Annotated in this window: 19 protein-coding genes; 3 read left to right on the top strand and 16 right to left on the bottom strand. The window is 68.9% G+C overall.

Translation table 11 applies throughout. The features are described 5' to 3' along the window. On the bottom strand, positions 1–1,477 hold a 1,477-nt coding region (gene hflX / locus AC1DVT_RS04250), incomplete at its 3' end, for a GTPase HflX (protein WP_477386790.1). Between the two features lie 81 nt (positions 1,478–1,558). On the opposite strand from hflX, the gene AC1DVT_RS04245 reads away from it, so the two are divergent. Then, complete coding sequence (locus AC1DVT_RS04245; protein ID WP_477386788.1) at positions 1,559–2,200, top strand: class I SAM-dependent methyltransferase; 642 nt, start codon at positions 1,559–1,561, stop codon at positions 2,198–2,200. A gap of 12 nt (positions 2,201–2,212) precedes the next feature. On the opposite strand, the gene dapF is transcribed toward AC1DVT_RS04245, so the two are convergent. The 15 genes from dapF to thyX form a co-directional block, all read right to left on the bottom strand. Continuing rightward, positions 2,213–3,088 carry a diaminopimelate epimerase gene (gene dapF, locus AC1DVT_RS04240; protein ID WP_457100505.1) on the bottom strand — a complete coding sequence of 292 codons (876 nt, stop codon included), beginning with the start codon at positions 3,086–3,088 and terminating at the stop codon, positions 2,213–2,215. A 28-nt stretch (positions 3,089–3,116) separates the two neighbouring features. Then, positions 3,117–3,497 (bottom strand): nuclear transport factor 2 family protein, encoded by a 381-nt coding sequence (locus AC1DVT_RS04235; RefSeq protein WP_477386786.1) that lies wholly within the window; start codon positions 3,495–3,497, stop codon positions 3,117–3,119. 71 nt (positions 3,498–3,568) lie between these two features. Next, positions 3,569–4,498, bottom strand: coding sequence for a tRNA (adenosine(37)-N6)-dimethylallyltransferase MiaA (miaA, locus tag AC1DVT_RS04230; protein WP_477386784.1), 930 nt, complete (start codon positions 4,496–4,498; stop codon positions 3,569–3,571). Beyond that, complete coding sequence (miaB, locus tag AC1DVT_RS04225) at positions 4,495–6,045, bottom strand: tRNA (N6-isopentenyl adenosine(37)-C2)-methylthiotransferase MiaB (protein ID WP_477386782.1); 1,551 nt, start codon at positions 6,043–6,045, stop codon at positions 4,495–4,497. The genes miaA and miaB overlap by 4 nt, the downstream gene beginning before the upstream one ends. A gap of 71 nt (positions 6,046–6,116) precedes the next feature. After that, positions 6,117–6,773: a regulatory protein RecX gene (locus tag AC1DVT_RS04220; protein WP_477386779.1), complete on the bottom strand. Its 657-nt coding sequence runs from the start codon at positions 6,771–6,773 to the stop codon at positions 6,117–6,119. A gap of 33 nt (positions 6,774–6,806) precedes the next feature. Further along, the gene (recA, locus tag AC1DVT_RS04215; RefSeq protein ID WP_477386777.1) at positions 6,807–7,856 is read right to left on the bottom strand and encodes a recombinase RecA; all 1,050 of its coding nucleotides are present in this window, start codon (positions 7,854–7,856) and stop codon (positions 6,807–6,809) included. A 244-nt stretch (positions 7,857–8,100) separates the two neighbouring features. Continuing rightward, a complete protein-coding gene (locus AC1DVT_RS04210; protein WP_457100510.1) occupies positions 8,101–8,325 on the bottom strand; it encodes a DUF3046 domain-containing protein in 225 nt (74 codons plus the stop codon). Positions 8,326–8,346: 21 nt separating this feature from the next. Continuing rightward, on the bottom strand, positions 8,347–8,655 hold the full coding sequence (locus tag AC1DVT_RS04205; RefSeq protein WP_457100511.1) for a helix-turn-helix domain-containing protein: 309 nt from the start codon (positions 8,653–8,655) through the stop codon (positions 8,347–8,349). Between the two features lie 152 nt (positions 8,656–8,807). Continuing rightward, the gene (locus AC1DVT_RS04200; protein WP_477386793.1) at positions 8,808–9,347 is read right to left on the bottom strand and encodes a CinA family protein; all 540 of its coding nucleotides are present in this window, start codon (positions 9,345–9,347) and stop codon (positions 8,808–8,810) included. A gap of 2 nt (positions 9,348–9,349) precedes the next feature. Then, positions 9,350–9,928, bottom strand: a complete 579-nt coding sequence (gene pgsA / locus AC1DVT_RS04195; protein WP_477386774.1) for a CDP-diacylglycerol--glycerol-3-phosphate 3-phosphatidyltransferase — start codon at positions 9,926–9,928, stop codon at positions 9,350–9,352. 1 nt (position 9,929) lies between these two features. Beyond that, entirely contained in the window at positions 9,930–12,617 is a 2,688-nt protein-coding gene (locus AC1DVT_RS04190; RefSeq protein WP_477386772.1) for an FtsK/SpoIIIE family DNA translocase, read from the bottom strand. A 104-nt stretch (positions 12,618–12,721) separates the two neighbouring features. Beyond that, a complete protein-coding gene (locus AC1DVT_RS04185) occupies positions 12,722–13,216 on the bottom strand; it encodes a GNAT family N-acetyltransferase (protein ID WP_457100514.1) in 495 nt (164 codons plus the stop codon). A gap of 23 nt (positions 13,217–13,239) precedes the next feature. After that, complete coding sequence (locus tag AC1DVT_RS04180) at positions 13,240–14,916, bottom strand: ribonuclease J (RefSeq protein WP_457100515.1); 1,677 nt, start codon at positions 14,914–14,916, stop codon at positions 13,240–13,242. A 72-nt stretch (positions 14,917–14,988) separates the two neighbouring features. Further along, positions 14,989–15,966: a 4-hydroxy-tetrahydrodipicolinate synthase gene (gene dapA, locus AC1DVT_RS04175; protein ID WP_457100516.1), complete on the bottom strand. Its 978-nt coding sequence runs from the start codon at positions 15,964–15,966 to the stop codon at positions 14,989–14,991. A 57-nt stretch (positions 15,967–16,023) separates the two neighbouring features. After that, positions 16,024–16,725, bottom strand: a complete 702-nt coding sequence (gene thyX / locus AC1DVT_RS04170) for an FAD-dependent thymidylate synthase (RefSeq protein ID WP_457100599.1) — start codon at positions 16,723–16,725, stop codon at positions 16,024–16,026. A gap of 136 nt (positions 16,726–16,861) precedes the next feature. On the opposite strand from thyX, the gene AC1DVT_RS04165 reads away from it, so the two are divergent. Together AC1DVT_RS04165 and AC1DVT_RS04160 are read left to right on the top strand one after the other, a co-directional pair. Further along, positions 16,862–17,299, top strand: coding sequence for a TlpA family protein disulfide reductase (locus AC1DVT_RS04165; RefSeq protein ID WP_457100517.1), 438 nt, complete (start codon positions 16,862–16,864; stop codon positions 17,297–17,299). Then, entirely contained in the window at positions 17,292–17,840 is a 549-nt protein-coding gene (locus AC1DVT_RS04160; protein WP_457100518.1) for a DUF4395 domain-containing protein, read from the top strand. The genes AC1DVT_RS04165 and AC1DVT_RS04160 overlap by 8 nt, the downstream gene beginning before the upstream one ends. The last annotated feature ends 58 nt before the right edge of the window (positions 17,841–17,898 follow it).

Below are 17,898 nucleotides of genomic sequence, written 5' to 3'. Positions count from 1 at the left end.
ACACGAACGCGTGGAGCGCGGTGCCCTCAGCTTCATGGGACTGCGTCACGATGTAGCCGGTCTCGTGCGCGGCGGAGACGAGGTCGCCGCGGCCGTAGGGCACGAGCGCCTTCACCTCGACCGCCGGCAGCGGCAGAGCCGCCTCGACAGCCGCGCGCAGCGCGTCCACGCCCTCGCCCGTGCGAGAGGAGACGAACAGCGCGTGCGGCTCGAGGCCGCGCAGCAGCATCCGGGTGTCGTCGTCGACCAGGTCGGCCTTGTTGAAGACGACGAGTTCGCGGGTGTCACGGGCGCCGACATCCCCGATGACGTCGCGGACCGTCTTCAGCTGCGCGGCCGGATCAGGATGCGAGGCGTCGACGACGTGCACGATGACGTCGGCGTCGCCGACCTCTTCGAGTGTCGAGCGGAACGCCTCCACCAGCTGGTGCGGCAGATTGCGTACGAACCCGACGGTGTCGGTCAGCGTGTAGACGCGGCCGTCGGTCGTCTCGGAGCGGCGGACCGTGGCATCCAGCGTCGCGAACAGGGCATTCTCGACCAGCACGCCCGCGCTCGTCAGGCGGTTGAGCAGGCTCGACTTGCCGGCGTTCGTGTAGCCCGCGATCGCCACCGAGGGGATCGTGTTGCGCTTGCGCTCGGATCGCTTGGCATCGCGGGCCGGTGCGAAGTCGCGGATCTGACGGCGCAGCTGCGCCATCTTCGTGCGGATGCGGCGGCGATCGAGTTCGATCTTGGTCTCACCGGGTCCACGCGAGCCCATGCCCGCCCCGCCGGCACCGACCTGACCACCGGCCTGCCGGCTCATCGAGTCACCCCAGCCGCGCAGGCGCGGAAGGAGGTACTCGAGCTGGGCGAGCTCGACCTGCGCCTTGCCCTCCCGGCTCTTCGCGTGCTGGCTGAAGATGTCGAGGATCACGGTCGTGCGGTCGATGACCTTGACCTTGACGACATCCTCGAGCGCGCGACGCTGGCTGGGGGCGAGCTCGGTGTCGGCGATGACGGTGTCCGCACCGACCGCGGCGACGATGTCGCGCAGCTCTGCGGCCTTGCCGCGGCCGATGTACGTCGCGGGGTCGGGATGCGGACGGCGCTGCAGGATGGCGTCCAGCACGACCGCGCCGGCGGTCTCGGCGAGGGCGGAGAGCTCGCGCAGCGAGTTCTCGGCATCCTCCTGCGACCCCTGCGGGTGCACACCCACGAGGACGACGTTCTCGAGACGCAGCTGCCGGTACTCGACCTCGGTGACGTCTTCGAGCTCAGTCGACAGCCCGGGGACGCGGCGCAGGGCGGCGCGCTCTTCGCGATCCCACTGCTCGCCGTCGGTGTCGCCGCGCGAAACGGTCGTCTCGTCCTGAAGCGCCTGGGCCGCGCCGAAGACCCGCACACCCGAGTGCGCCTCGGCGCGGGCCAGTACGCGATCCACCGGGTCGACCGGCGTCTCGTCGGTGCCGGCAGGTGTGGTGGTGTCCGTCATGGGTTCCTTCGTGATGCAAGATGAAGCATCGTAAACTCTAGCCTCCCCGGTTCGGGAGGTCCTCCGCTACGCTCGACAGCCATGGGGAGCGACCATTACTTCAGCGCGTCGCCAGCCAGTGCCGAGAACCTTCGGCGGATTCGTGTGCGACTGGCCGGCCACGACCTCGATCTGACGACGGCGGGCGGCGTTTTCAGTCCGGATCATGTCGACTCCGGCACTGCAGTGCTGCTCGCCAACACTCCCCCGCCCCCACCAGGAGGGCATCTGCTCGACCTCGGGTCGGGCTGGGGACCGATCGCGCTGTCGCTCGCGCTCGAGGCCCCACACGCGACCGTCTGGGCGGTCGACGTCAATGAGCGAGCACTCGACCTCGTGCGCCGCAATGCGGCCTCCCTCGGCGTCGAGAACATCAACGCCGTCCTGCCCGAGGATGTTCCCGCCGACGTGACCTTCCGCACCATCCGCTCGAACCCGCCGATCCGGGTGGGCAAGAACGAGCTGCATGGTCTGCTCGAGCAGTGGATCCCGCGTCTGGACGAGCGATCGGATGCCTGGCTCGTCGTGCAGCGCAACCTCGGGTCGGATTCGCTGCAGCGGTGGCTCGCTGCGACGTTCGCCGACGGATTCAGCGTGCACCGGGCGGCCACCGGCCGCGGATTCCGCGTGCTCAAGGTGCGGCGCCACGGTTCTCCCCCGACGGAGCCGCTGACGCTGCCGTAGACAGGCCCGTCTTCAGGCGAGTGCCACCTCGCCGGAGAACACCAGGGTGGCAGGACCCGACAGGAACACGTGCGGGTCACCGGCGACCTCGACGATCCGGACACCGAGCGTTCCGCCCGGCACCTCGACGGTCCAGCGATCGGGGGCAGCACGTCCGGCCCAGTGCCGGACCGCGAGAGCCGAGGCGGCGACGCCCGTTCCGCAGCTGAGCGTCTCGCCCACGCCGCGCTCGAAGACGCGCATCCGGATCGCGCCCACACCCTCGTGGACGAGCGGATCCGCGGGAACGACGAACTCGACGTTGGCGCCCTTGGCCGGCTCAGGGTGCAGCTGGGGGCGTCCTCCGAGATCGAGCGCGTCGAGCTCTTCGATGGACGGGAGCGCGACGACGACATGCGGGTTGCCGACGTCGATCCCCAGCCCTGGTCGGGGCACCGCGTTTCCGCGGGCGCGCACGAGCATCTCGCCGCTCTCGATCCGGAACCGCCCGAGATCCACCTCGTACCCCAGCGCGCTGCGCGACAGGGGAAGCGGACCGTTCCGGGTGCCGATCAGCACCGAGCCGCCCTCAGCGAGCTGCAGAAGACCCGCCTCGAGCAGATAGTGCAGGTAGACGCGGATGCCGTTGCCGCACATCTCCGCCTTGGAGCCGTCGGCGTTCCGGTAGTCCATGAACCACTCGGCGCCGGCTGCCGCGGCGGAAGCTCCTTCGTCGATCGCGGTGGAGCGGACCACCCGCAGCACGCCGTCGCCGCCGATGCCGAAGCGTCTGTCGCACAGGACCGCGATCTGATCGTCGCTGAGGTCGAGTGCTCCGTCAGGGTCGGCGACGATGACGAAGTCGTTGCCCGTGCCATGACCTTTCGTGAAAGGGATGGTCTGCGGCATGCTCCGATTCTACGGATGCCGCGGTTGTTCAGAGCGAGAACGGCTCGTAGCAGTCGTAGGTCTCGTGCGCCGCGATGCGCCCATCCCGCACCGTGAGAAAACCGCCCATATGCGCGACGATCTCGGTGCCGCCGATCGTCCCGCGCCAGGTCGAGCGCACGGCGGCGCGGTCACCGGCGACCAGGACCTCGTGGAGGTCGATGGATTGCGCCTCGAGCCGGCCCTTGCCGGCCGCGAATCCTGCGACGGTCTCTTCGAGGGTCCGGACATGACCGGTCGGCGAGATCGGATTGGGAAGCTCGGTGAAAGTCGCATCCACGGCGACGATGCTCCGAAATTCGTCGACGGACGAGTCCAGGTTCGCCACGATCGCGAAGTAGCGGCGGACGATGTCTTCAGTCGTCGCCATGGCGTGCCTCCCTCGATCGGGACCGGTGCAGTACAGCCAATAGGATGCCACGACCTCCGCTCGCGAGAACGTCAGCGATGGGCGAGCAGGTCGTCGACCCGATGGCCGGGCTCCACCCACTGCACTCCGGCATATCGCTTGAACCACGACACCTGCCGTCTGGCGTAGCGCCGGGTGAGCTGCTGGGTCAGGCCGATGGCCTCGGCCTCGCTGAGTTCGCCGGTCAGCTGCGCGAGGGCCTGGGCGTAGCCGATCGCCCGTCGTGCGGTCACGCCCGCTTCGAGCCCTCGCTCGCGCAACCGCGCGACCTCGTCGAGCAGACCGTCCCGCCACATCGCCTCGACGCGCACATCCAAGCGCGGCACCAGCTCCTCACGCGGGACCGCAACCCCGACGATGACGGTATCGGCGTGCCAGAGGACGGGCGCTTCCGGCAACGCGGCACCATGGGTCGCAGCGCCCTGCTCGAGCACCTCGAGCGCGCGCACGATCCGTCGCCCGTTGCGGGGGTCGACGCGCTCTGCGGTGACCGGGTCGACGTCGCGGAGCCGGGCGAACAGCGCGCCGGGCCCGAGCCGGTCGAGCTCCTTCTCGAGACGGGCACGCACGTCGGCGTCGCGCGGCGGGAAGCGGAAGTCGAACAGCACGCTCGAGACGTAAAGGCCGGAGCCGCCGACCAGGATCGCATCGGCGCAGGCACCGAGGATCTGCCGGATCGCCTCGCGTGCGGCCTCCTGGTACCACGCGACGGCGGCGTCCTCGGTGACGTCGAGGACATCGAGGAGGTGATGCGGGATGCCGCGCCGCTCGGAGATCGGAAGCTTCGCTGTGCCGATATCCATGCCCCGGTACAGCTGCATGGCATCGGCGTTGACGACCTCGGCGGATCGCCCGCGCGCCACAAGCGCCTGAGCGAGATCGAGCGACAGTGCCGACTTGCCGGTGCCGGTGGCCCCGACGACCGCCCACAGGCGAGGCGCGGACGAGCCCGGCGCGCTCACACGCCCATGCGGAGGGTGGGCAGACCGAGCGAGATCGCGCGCGGTGCGCCTGGGTCGCTCGCCGCTGAGGGGATCGCGCAGGATTCCGCCTGCGCGCGGTCCCAGGCGTCGCCCGCGGTGGTGCGACGGATGCGGAGGGCATCGCCGTCCGGCAGGTCGGCGAGGAGGTGGAACGGCGCCGCATGGGTGACGGTGACCGTCACGACATCGCCCGGTCGCGGCACCGCCGAACCGGCGGGCAGCTCGAAGTGGACGAGACGATTGTCTTCCGCACGACCGGTCAGCCGGTGGGTGGCGGCGTCCTTCTTGCCTTCTCCGGTCGAGACCAGCACCTGAAGCTCGCGCCCCACCTGCTTCTGGTTCTCTTCCAGCGAGATGCGGTCCTGCAGCGCGGCRAGCCGTTCGTAGCGCTGCTGCACGATGTGCTTGGGCACCTGGTCGGGCATGGTCGCGGCCGGTGTGCCCTCGCGGATCGAGTACTGGAACGTGAAAGCGCTCGCGAAGCGTGCCTGCTCCACCACGCGCAGGGTGTCTTCGAAGTCTTCCTCGGTCTCGCCGGGGAAGCCSACGATGATGTCCGTCGAGATGGCGGCGTGCGGCATCTTGGCCCGGACGCGATCGAGGATGCCGAGGAACTTGTCGCTGCGGTACGACCGGCGCATCGCCTTGAGGATGCGGTCGCTGCCCGATTGCAGCGGCATGTGCAGCTGCGGCATGACCGCAGGCGTCTCGGCCATCGCATCGATCACGTCGTCGGTGAACGCGGCGGGGTGCGGGCTCGTGAAGCGGATGCGCTCGAGCCCGTCGATCTCGCCGGCGGCGCGCAGCAGCTTGCCGAACGCCTGGCGGTCGCCGAACTCGACGCCGTAGGAGTTCACGTTCTGGCCCAGCAGGGTGACCTCGATGGCGCCGTCGTCGACGAGCAGGCGGATCTCGTTCAGGATGTCGCCGGGCCGGCGGTCCTTCTCTTTGCCACGCAGGCTCGGCACGATGCAGAAGGTGCAGGTGTTGTTGCAGCCGACCGAGATCGACACCCAGCCGCTGTGCAGGGCGTCGCGCTTGGTCGGGAGTGTGCTCGGGAAGACCTCGAGGGACTCGAGGATCTCGAGCTCCGCCTCCCCGTTGTGCCGTGCGCGCTCCAGGAGTGCCGGGAGCGAGCCCATGTTGTGCGTGCCGAACACCACGTCGACCCAGGGCGCCTTCTGCAGCACCGTCTGCTTGTCCATCTGCGCGAGGCAGCCGCCGACGGCGATCTGCATGCCGTCGTGCTTGTCCTTGCGCGACTTCAGGTAACCGAGGGTGCCGTACAGCTTGCCGGCCGCGTTATCGCGGACCGCGCAGGTGTTGATGACGATGACGTCGGCATCCTGCCCTGCGCCTGCAGGAACGTAGCCGGCGCTCTCGAGCGAACCGGAGAGCCGCTCGGAGTCGTGCACGTTCATCTGGCAGCCGAACGTGCGCACCTCGTAGGTGCGGGCGTGGCCATCCGAAGCGAGCGCCGCGCTCGATGGCGCGATGATCGTCGGGGACGAGGACGCAGAAGTCATGATGGGTGTCATTCTACGAGCCGCACCTGGGAGCAGGGGCTGGACCGCTGCCCCCAGGATCGGGGAGCCGGCTAACGGAAGGCCACACCGCGCAGCCCGCTCGACGACTCGTCGAGTGCGGTCTGCGCCGCCGTCAGCGCGACCGACCCGCGATAGCCCCGGCGTGCGAGTTGCCCGGCCAGTCGGCGCACCGCGGTCTCGCGATCGACGGACGCGAGCGACCGCGCTTTCGAGCGGGCGTACTCCAGTGCTCGCTCGAAGTCGTCGTCGGGAAGCGTGGCGAGCGCAGCGTCGGCGACATCGCGCGGAATCCCGCGCTTGGCGAGGGTCTGGGCGATCACCTGCCGCCCCTGGCCCTTGCGGTCTGTGCCGACATGGATCAGCTGCTCCGCGAGACCGGCGTCGTCGAGATAGCCGCGCCGAAGGAAGTCCTCCAGCACGGAGTCGACCTCGTCGGCACCGAGTCCCCGCTGAGCGACGAGGGTGCGTGCCTCGGCGACCGACAGCTGCCGGGTGCGCAGCCGCTTCAGCAGGATGTTCTCGGCGTTCTCGCGGTCGATCGCGACGTTCGCCTCGTCATCCTCCCCATCGTCGCCCTCTGCCGCGCTGTAGGCGGCCGGGACGTATTCGGCGCGCGCCGGAGCGCCGCCGAACAGCGGGATGACGGGGGCGAGTTCGGGGGCCGAGGATGGGGAGTCCGGGGACTCCCCATCCTCGTCTTCATGCATACCTCACCCCGGTTGTTGAGCGACGTCGAAACATCAGGCCGGGCGGCGCGCGGCCAGTTCGTCTGAGGCCGCAACCTCGGCCTTGGGCTGACCGATGCCGAGCTTCGCCTTGATCTTCTGCTCGATGTCGTTCGCGACATCCGCGTTCTTGATGAGGAAGTTGCGGGCGTTCTCCTTGCCCTGGCCCAGCTGCTCGCCGTCGTACGTGTACCAGGCACCGGACTTCTTGACGATCCCGTGCTCGACGCCGAAGTCGATCAGGCTGCCTTCGCGCGAGATGCCGATCCCGTAGATGATGTCGAACTCCGCCTGCTTGAAGGGCGGGGCCATCTTGTTCTTGACCACCTTGACGCGGGTGCGGTTGCCGACCGCGTCGGTGCCGTCCTTGAGCGTCTCGATGCGACGGATGTCGAGGCGCACCGACGCGTAGAACTTCAGCGCCTTGCCACCGGCGGTGGTCTCGGGTGAGCCGAAGAACACGCCGATCTTCTCGCGCAGCTGGTTGATGAAGATCATCGTGGTGTTGGTGGTGTTCAGGCCGCCGGTCAGCTTGCGCAGTGCCTGCGACATCAGACGGGCCTGCAGACCCACATGCGTGTCGCCCATCTCACCCTCGATCTCGGCCTTGGGCACGAGAGCTGCGACCGAGTCGATCACGATGAGGTCGATCGAGCCGGAGCGGATCAGCATGTCGGCGATCTCAAGCGCCTGCTCCCCCGTGTCGGGCTGCGACACGAGGAGCTGGTCGATGTCGACGCCGAGCTTCTGCGCGTAGTCGGGGTCGAGTGCGTGCTCGGCGTCGATGAACGCGGCGATTCCGCCGGCGCGCTGCGCGTTGGCGATCGCGTGGAGCGTGAGCGTGGTCTTTCCCGAGGACTCCGGGCCGTAGATCTCGATGATGCGACCGCGCGGGAGTCCGCCGACGCCGAGGGCGACATCCAGCGCGATCGAGCCGGTGGGGATGACCTCGACCGGAGCGCGCTCGTCGCTGCCCAATCGCATGACCGAGCCCTTTCCGAACTGCCGGTCGATCTGGGCGAGGGCCGATTCGAGGGCCTTCTCGCGGTCAGCGGGTGATGGCATGGCGTGCTCCTTATGCTCGCGTTCCGTCGCCTGTAGGCTGTCGCGCTCCGCTCCGGATGGAGCCGATGCTGCGACAAGGCGTGGGGTGTCGTGCGACGTGGTTCACGTTAGGGAGGGGCTCCGACATTCGTCTTCGCTCCTCCCGACCCGTGAGTGCACACGCATCGACACCTGCTGTGCAGGAGCCTACGGAGCCATCGAACAGATCTTCGACGACACGCCGAAAAGCGCGCCGACGGATTCGTCAGCGTCGACGGGACTCCAGGCGCCCGGTGCCGTAGCGCCGTTCGGGCGGGACATCCGTCGCATCGCACAGCGCAAGCCAGATCTCGCGCGGGTCCAGGCCGGCCGTCAGCGCCTGCGCCGCCGTGCGGTCACCCAGTTCGGGCAGGAAGAGATCGGCGACCAGCGCGTCTCCGCGGGCGCCGAACTCATCCTGCACGGCGCGGTCGAACTCACTGCGTCGCATGAAGCGGGCCAGGGGCCGGTGTCAACGCAGCGAGAGCTGAGGCTCTACCGAGGCGACGAGGTCGTCGGGGACGACGTCTGGGAAGCCGTGGATGCCCTCAAGCACCGCGATGCGATCGCCGACTTCGCGCATGATGATGGAGATGGGGACGTCGAGGGCTTCGGCCACCGAGGCGAGGATTTCGCTCGATGCTTCCTTCTGCCCACGCTCGACCTCGCTGAGGTAACCGAGCGCGACACTGGCGCGACTGGCGACCTGACGGAGGGTGCGACCCTTCTGCAGACGGAAGTCGCGTAGCACTTCACCGATCTCATGACGAACCAGGATCATTGTGCGCCCCCTCCTCTTTCCGCCGCCGTCCGGGTGGAAAACAATACAACACCGGATGAGGCCAATCTAATCCCACGCGCTGGGTAACGGGTGGGAATCGCGGAATGTAACCGACTCGAAACGTCCCGCATTCCCGCCGGAAACGGGCAATCTCAGAGCGCGTCGAGCGCCGCGCGCACAGCCTGGCGAGCCGCCATCGCGCGGATCTCGTTCCTGGTGCCGCTGAGCTCGAACGACGCCACCCGCGTGCCGAGGGGCGTCGCGACGCCGATGTGAACCGTACCCACCGGCTGGCCGTCCGGCGAGTCGGGCCCGGCGATTCCGGTCGTCGAGATGCCCACGTGACAGGGCTCGTCCTCGGTGCCGAGGCGCACGCGCACACCCTCGGCCATCTGGCGGGCGACGCGCGGGTGCACCGGCCCGTGGTCGCTCAGCAGCACCGAGTCGACGCCGAGCACAGAGTGCTTCACCTCCGTCGCGTAGGCCACGACAGCGCCGCGCAGCACCCGCGAGGCCCCGGGAACCTCGACGAGCGAAGAGACGACGAGTCCCCCGGTGAGGGACTCTGCGATGGCGACCGTCCAGCCGAGCTCGTCGAGCCGGGCGAGCAGCCGCTCCGCCTCCGTGCCGGTCGCGCGCGCCAGGGTGTCCTCGAGCCCGTCCGGAAGATCCGGATCGGGCCGTTCGCGCATGGTCACTGCGCGCTCCCCCGGGGCTTGGCCCGGGCGGCGCGCACCTCGCTCACCACGTAGTCGACCCCGCTTGCGATCGTAAGGACCACCGCGATCGTCATCAGGATGCCGTTGACCCACCAGATCCACTCACCGACGAGGGTCCACAGCGGCAGGAGAGCGAGCGACAGCGCCAGCGCCTGCGCGACGGTCTTGAGCTTGCCCATCCAGGCCGCGGCCAGGACGTGGTCGCTGACGACCATCAAGCGGTAGACGGTGATGCCGATCTCCCGGATCAGGACTACCACGGTCACCCACCACGGCAGCTCGCCGAGGATCGACAGACCGATGAAGGCGAAGCCGGTGAGCACCTTGTCCGCTATGGGGTCCAGCAGCTTGCCGAGGTCGGTGACGATCTCGTACTTGCGCGCTAGCCAGCCGTCGATCCCGTCCGTGGCGATGGCCACGATGAACAGGGCAGCAGCCCACCAGCGCAGCGCGCCGTCCGCTCCCCCATCGGCGAGCAGCATCCAGAGGAAGATCGGCGCGCAGAGGATGCGGACGATCGTGATGATGTTCGGCAGCTGGCGCGGAATCGCCATATCAGTCCCGTCCGGTCAGGCCCCAGGCATCCTCATCGCCTTCACTCTCGACGATCGGATAGCCCTCGTACTGCGACTCTACGGCGTTGGCGACGTAGCGGTCAGCGGGGTCGGCCGGATCCCCCGCGGCGGGCGAATCCCCGCCCCGCAGCTTCGCCAGCACGCCGGGCAGCTGCTCGACGGTGACCAGGACATCGCGAGCCTTGGATCCCTCGGAGGGGCCGACGATCTCGCGCGATTCGAGGAGGTCCATCAGCCGGCCGGCCTTCGCGAAGCCGACGCGGAGCTTGCGCTGCAGCATCGAGGTCGAGCCGAACTGAGTCGACACGATGAGCTCGGCCGCGGCGAGCAGGAGCTCGAGGTCGTCGCCGATATCGGCATCCACGTCCTTCTTCTCCGCGACGACGGCGACGTCGTCGCGGTAGTCGGGGCGAGCCTGCTGGGTGACGTGCTTGACGACCTTCTCGATCTCGACTTCGCTGACCCACGCGCCCTGCACGCGGACCGCCTTCGACGCGCCCATCGGGAGGAACAGGGCGTCGCCCTGGCCGATGAGGCGGTCGGCGCCCGGCTGATCGAGGATGACGCGCGAATCGGTGACGCTCGTGACCGCGAAGGCGAGCCGCGAAGGCACGTTCGCCTTGATCAGGCCGGTGACGACATCGACCGACGGGCGCTGCGTCGCCAGGACGAGGTGGATGCCGCTCGCCCGGGCGAGCTGGGTGATGCGGACGATCGAGTCCTCGACGTCGCGCGGGGCGACCATCATCAGGTCCGCGAGCTCGTCGACCACCACGAGGAGGTAGGGGTAGGGCTTGAGGACGCGCTCACGGCCCGGCGGGAGCTTGACCTCGCCCGCGACGACGGCGCGGTTGAAGTCGTCGATGTGGCGGTAGCCGAACGACGCGAGGTCGTCGTACCGCATGTCCATCTCCTTGACGACCCACTGGAGGGCTTCGGCGGCCTTCTTCGGGTTCGTGATGATGGGCGTGATGAGGTGCGGAACGCCGGCGTAGGACGTGAGCTCCACCCGCTTCGGGTCGATGAGCACCATGCGCACCTCGGACGGCTTGGAGCGCATCAGCAGGCTCGTGATCATCGAGTTGACGAAGCTGGACTTGCCCGAGCCCGTCGAGCCCGCCACCAGGAGGTGCGGCATCTTCGCGAGGTTCGCCACGACGTAGCCGCCGCCGACATCCTTTCCGACGCCGATCGTCATGGGATGCGTCGACTGCTGCGCCGTGGGCGAGCGCAGCACGTCGCCCAGGGTCACGATCTCGCGGTCGACGTTCGGGATCTCCACGCCGATCGCGCTCTTGCCCGGAATCGGAGCGAGGATGCGCACCTCGTTCGAGGCGACGGCGTACGCGATGTTGTTGGTGAGCGCCGTGATGCGCTCGACCTTCACGCCGTGCCCCACCTCGATCTCGTACTGCGTGACGGTCGGACCGCGCGAGAAGCCGGTGACCCGTGCGTCGACCTGGAACTGCTGCAGCACGCTCGTGAGCGCCCGCACCACGTCGTCGTTCGCCGCGGACCTGGCCTTGTGCGGACTGCCCGCCGCGAGCGCGTTCACCGACGGGAGTCGGTACGGCATGGCCGGGGGCGTCCGGGGGTGATCTGCTGCTCCGAGGCCGCTGAGGCCGGGAAGCACGCCGTCCGCGTCGAGCGCATCGTCGTCGCGGATCGAAGTCTCACCGTGCGACGCACCGGTGGCCGCCCCGGCAAGCGCCGCGGCGTCGAAGATCTCGGTGAGCGCATCCGTAGCGACCGGTTCGGGCCCCGCTGCGGGGACCACGACGGCCTTCTCGAACCCGCCCTGCGACGACCCCGGGGGCAGCAGGACCGTCAGGTCCTGCGAACCGATGGCCCCGGTGGGGTCCTCTTCGCGACCGGTCTTGTTGCGTCGCCACCACGGCGTCGAGTCGTTGCCGGTGTCGTCCGCGTCGGCCGGTGCGAAGCGGGGCTCCGCCGTCTCGGTGGGCCGCTCGTCGCCGAACATCCACGCGTAGAGCTCCCCGAGCCGCCGGCCGATGCGGTTGGGCGGCGTCTTAGTGAGGATCAGGATGCTGAGGATCGTGAGCACGCCGAGGACGATGCCGGCGCCGACCTCGGTCAGCACGAGCGCGAGCGGCTCGCCGATCAGCCAGCCCAGCACGCCGCCCGCCGCGCTCAGCGCGGGGAGACCCTCACGCGGCTCCGGGCGCCCGCCGAGGACGTGGCAGAACCCCGCCACCGTCACGATGAAGAGACCGAACCCGATCCCGATGCGTCCGTTGTCATGCACGGACGACGGATGCCGGAACAGCCAGCCGGCAAGGAGCATGAGCAGCACGGGGAGCACGAAGGCGACGCGACCCACGAGGGCGCCCGCGGTGTACGCGCTGATGGTGACGGCGACCGGCGAGCCGATGAAGAACCACTCGACGACGGCGCCCACCACAGCCAGGAGCACCAGGAGGAAGGGGAAGCCGTCGCGGCGCTGGTCCTTTTCGAGGGTCTCCGGCCCGAAGGCGCGGAAGAGCCCGCCGACGCCGTGCGCGAGCCCGAGCCAGGCCCGCGCGATGAGCGGCGGCTTCTCGGGTTCACCCACGTAGCGCTTGGGCGCCGGGGCGGGTTTGCGGGCTGGTGAGGAGGCGCCCTTCGAAGGCGCGCCACCACGCGCGGTCGGGCTTGAGCTCCTGGCCATGTCCTCAAAGGTAAAGCGCCGCGGCGCCGTTTGGGCGCAGCGACGCGGATCGTAACCTCGCCGGGACCGGCCGAGAGCGGCTGCACACCCCCGGTCGGGCCGCGTCAGTGCAGGCGCTTGACCATCGTGTCGCGCCCGATTCCGCTCTGGGTGACTGCGAATCCTTCGCTGCGATACAGCGTCACCGCGAAGTTCCCGCGCTCGACGCTGAGGCTGAGCCGGGCGAAGCCCTGCGTGCGGGCGTGGTCGCACAGCTGCTGCAGCAGCGCCCGTCCGACACCGTGCGCGCGCCAGATCGGACGCACGCCGATGATGAGCTCGGGCACCCCGGTTCCGACGTAGCCGAACCCGGGGTCGCTGCGCGGCATGATCCGGTACCACGCGGCGCCGATCGGCTCATCGTTCGCATCGAGGGCGATGAACCCCGCGTCGGTCGGACGCTTCCACCCGCTGAGGTAGCGGGAGTGCTCGGCGCTCGTCAGGATCTCGTGGCGCGGCCGGATGCCGCCCTGCCGCCAGTTCGCCGCCTCGACGACCATGTCGCCGAGGAAGGCGCCGTCAGGCTGGCCGGCAGGGCGCAGTCGGAAGGTCGGAGGCATGCGGCGATTCTATGGCTCGCGCGTCACGCCTCGATGACGAGCGGAATGATCATGGGTCGCCGGCGCAGCGACTGATTGACCCAGCGTCCGATCACGCGCCGCACGACCTGGGCAAGGGCGTGCTGGTCGCGCACGCCGGACTGGGCCGCCTCGGCGAGCGCCGCGGCGATCTTCGGCTTCACGCTGTCGAACACCGCATCGTCCTCGGCGAATCCTCGGGCGTGGATCTCGGGCCCCGAGATGACCTTGCCGGTGGAGGCGTCGACGACGACGATGACGGAGATGAAGCCCTCTTCCCCGAGGATCCTGCGGTCCTTGAGGTCGGCATCCGTGATCTCTCCGACGGTCGATCCGTCGACGTACACGAAGCCGATGTCGAGCTGTCCGACGACGCGGGCCACGCCGTCGCGCAGGTCGATCACGGTGCCGTTCTCGCCGAGGATCGTGCGGTCCTCGGGAATGCCGGTGTCCTGCGCGAGCCGCGCGTTCGCCATGAGGTGCCGGTACTCGCCGTGCACGGGCAGCACATTGCGGGGCTTGAGGATGTTGTAGCAGTACAGCAGTTCGCCGGCCGCAGCGTGGCCCGAGACGTGCACCTTGGCGTTGCCCTTGTGCACGACGTTGGCGCCGAGCTTGGTGAGTCCGTCGATCACGCGGTAGACGGCGTTCTCGTTGCCCGGAATGAGGCTGGAGGCGAGGATGACGGTGTCGCCCGGCCCCGGCTCGATCTCGTGGTCGTTGTTCGCCATCCGGCTGAGCACCGCCATCGGCTCGCCCTGCGAGCCGGTGGACATGTACACGATCTGGTCTTCGGGAAGGTCCCGAGCCTTCTTGTAGTCGATCAGGATGCCCTCGGGCACATGCAGGTAGCCGAGGTCCTCGGCGATGGTCATGTTCCGCAGCATGCTGCGGCCGAGGAGCGCGACGCGGCGGCCATGCAGGGCCGCGGCATCCAGCACCTGCTGCACCCGGTGCACGTGACTCGAGAAGCTCGCGACGATCACGCGCCGAGGCGCCTTGCCGATGACCTGGTCGAGCACCGGCCCGATGGATCGCTCCAAGGCGGTGAAGCCCGGCACGTCGGCGTTCGTCGAGTCGACCAGGAACAGGTCGACGCCTTCTTCGCCGAGGCGCGCGAACGCGCGCAGGTCGGTGAGCCGGCCGTCGAGGGGCAGCTGGTCCATCTTGAAGTCACCGGTGACCAGCACGAGCCCCGCGGGGGTGCGGATCGCGACGGCGAGCGCGTCGGGGATCGAGTGGTTGACCGCGACGAACTCGAGGTCGAACGGGTCCAGGCGCTCGCGCTGACCCTCTTTGACGGTCAGGCTGTACGGCTTGATGCGGTGTTCTTTGAGCTTCGCCTCGATCAGGGCGAGCGTGAGCCCCGACCCGATCAGCGGGATATCGGGCTTGAGCTTCAGCAGGTACGGAACCGCGCCGATGTGGTCTTCGTGGCCGTGCGTGAGGACCACGCCGACGACGTCGTCCAGTCGCTTCTTGATGGGCTCGAAGTCGGGCAGGATCAGGTCGACCCCAGGCTGGTGCTCCTCGGGGAACAGCACCCCGCAGTCGACGATCAGCAGCTTGCCGCCGAACTCGAAGACTGTCATGTTGCGGCCGATCTCGCCGAGGCCGCCGAGCGGGAACACCCGAAGGGTGCCGGGCTCGAGCGCGGGCGGATCGTAGACGGTACGGGGCATGTCAGCCTTCTTCCGGATGCCGAGGCCGAAGCCTCGCGCGTGTGCTGGCGGACGCGGCTGCATCCACCGATCTCATCTCGTCGTGCCCGAGACCTTCGGCAGAGCGCCCCCAGCAGCCGCATTGCGGTCGGGGCGGAAGTTCGAGAAGTCGGCCCCTGGGACACCGCTGACGAGCGCGAGCTCGTCCTCGATCATCGCGGCCTCCCACTCCTCTGGACCTACCAGGGGCAGGCGCACCCGGGGGCTGCTGATGCGGCCGAGGCCGTGCAGGATGTACTTCGCGGAGACGGTGCCTGGCACGTGGGTCATGACAGCCCGGACGAGCGGCTCGAGCCGCTGGTGCTCGGCGGTCGCCGCTGCCAGGTCTCCGCGGTTGACCGCGTCGACGATCGCGCGATAGGGCGCCGCAGCGATGTTCGCCGTGACGCCGATGAGCCCGGTCGCGCCGATGGACAGGTGCGGCAGCACGTTGGCGTCGTCGCCGGAGAAGTACATCAGGTCGGTCTGGTTGAGCACCCGGCTGACCTCGCTGAAGTCGCCCTTGGCGTCCTTGATGGCAAGGACGTTCGGATGCTTCGCGATACGCAGGATCGTCTCGTACTTGATCGGCACACCGGTGCGCCCGGGGATGTCATAGAGGATCACGGGCAGATCGGTGGCATCGGCGACGAGCCGGAAGTGCGTGAGCACCCCCGCCTGCGTGGGCTTGTTGTAGTACGGGGTGACGATCATGATGCCGTCCGCCCCGGCCTTCTCGCTGGCTTTGTACAGCGCGATCGCGTGGGCGGTCTCGTTGGATCCGCCTCCGGTGATGATCCGGGCGCGGCCGGCCGCGACATCCTTCCCGACCTCGACGAGGCGAATCTTCTCGGCGTCGGTCAGCGTGCTGGTCTCGCCGGTCGTGCCGGTCACGACGATGCCATCCGCACCCGCGGCGATGACACCGTCGATGTGCTTCTCCACCGCGGGCCAGTCGACTTCGCCGTCGGCCGTCATCGGAGTGACGAGCGCGACGAGCACCTGCCCGAAGGGATTGCCCGTGTGCGTCATGTTCTCAGGCTATCGGCTCACGGCGCGACCGACGGAGCCGGTTCCGCTCGGGTCGGCTCAGGGGGCGACGCGGCCGTTTGCGTTGAAGGCGGCGTGGGTGAGCGGCATCCGCTCGCGCCAGAAGGTCTCCATCTTCTCGGCGCACATCTCGATCTCGCGCTGCGGGAAGGAGGGGAAGTGCGTGCCCTCGACCTTCGTGCGCAGCGAGAGGAAGTTCATCAGCGACCGCGCATTGAGCGTGACGTACATCGAGGAGTAGATGTTCAGCGGGAGCACGATGCGAGCGACTTCACGGGCGACGCCGGCTGCCAGCATCCGCTGATACGCCTCGAAGGCATGGACGGATGCCTCGCGGGTCGCGCTGTCGACGAGCTCGAACTGCTCGTCGGTGCCCGGCAGGAAGTCGTACGCGCCCGGCTTGCCGACCTGGAGGAGATTGCGCTCGCGGGCGGGCACATAGAACACCGGACGCAGCTCGCGGTAGCGGCCCGATTCTTCGTTGTACGAGGCGATGCGATGGCGCATGAACTCGCGGAACACGAAGATCGGCGCCTGGACGTAGAACGTCATCGAGTTGTGCTCGAACGGCGAGCCGTGGCGGTCGCGCATCAGATAGTTGATGAGCCCGCGGTCGCGCCCCTCGGACGCGGTGCCTGCACCGATCGCCTCGCCGAGCGTCTGCTCGCCCTGGGTGGACACGCGCGCCGCGAACAGGACGTCGGCGTCGGCGGCACTGGCCCGCACCAGCTCGACCGTCATGTCGCTGCGGAACTCGATCTCTGGGGCTGCTGCGGCGCTCACGACTGCCACCCTACCCAGTTCGATTGTTACGTCGAGCCGTCACAGTGACTCCGCCCGGGTTTTGCCCAGGTGAAACCCGATACGCTGATCTGCTGTGACTGTTGTGGGAGCGCTCCTCGTGCTCACCGTGCTCCTCGTGGCGACGGTGGGACTCGGCGTGACCCTCAAATGGCGGCAGAGCCGACCCCAGCGCGACATCCCCCACGAGGTCGTGGAGCCCGAGCGTCTGGGCGCCGATTCGCTCGGCGAGGAGGCGACGCTGCTGCAGTTCAGCACCGAGCTGTGCGCGCGCTGTCCCGGGGTGCACCGCACCCTCGCCGCGGTCGCGGACGCCCGCCCCGGCGTTCGGCACCTCGACATCGACCTGACGCATCGCCCGGATATCGCGAAGCACTTCCACGTGATGCAGACCCCCACGACCCTGATCCTCGACAGCGACGGCATCGTCCAGACTCGGTTCGGCGGCGTGCCGAACCGGGAAGTCCTCGAACTCGAACTGACCCGACTCACCGGAGAGACCGCCAATGTCTGAGCAGGCCGTCGCGCACAAGGCGCCGCAGGGAATCGATCCGCGCGGACCGCGCTTCGCCGCCGGAATCACCTCCCTGCTCCTGCTGATCGACGTCCTCCTGGGGTTGACGGGTCTGTCGACCGCCCAGGACGCGTCCGGTGCCTGGGCGCTGCCGGCGGCGACGCTCGCCGAGCGGATCCTCGACCCGGCGTTCCTCCTCCTGCTCGTCACCGCGCTGCTGTTCCTGTGGGGCGTGCTCTCGCCGCGCACCGCACCGTGGGGTGTGCTCTACCGCAAGCTCGTGCAGCCCCGACTGGCCAAGCCGACCGAACTCGAAGACCCGCGCCCGCCCCGCTTCGCGCAGGGCGTCGGCCTGTTCGTCGCCGCCCTGGGCCTCATCCTGCAGCTCGCGGGAGTGCCGTGGGCGCTGCCGATCGCTGCGGCCCTCGCCTTCATGGCTGCGTTCCTGAACGCGGTCTTCGGCCTCTGCCTCGGCTGCCAGCTCTACCTGGTGCTGCAGCGGTTCGGTCTCATCGGCCGCAAGACCGCCGTCACCGCCTGACCGCCGCACATCTCCGGGCCGTCCGCGTTCCATCGGAACGGCGGCGCGGTTAGGCTGA

Source organism: Microbacterium sp. P2_F9, assembly GCF_056403635.1.
This window is presented reverse-complemented; position numbering and strand designations above follow the sequence as displayed.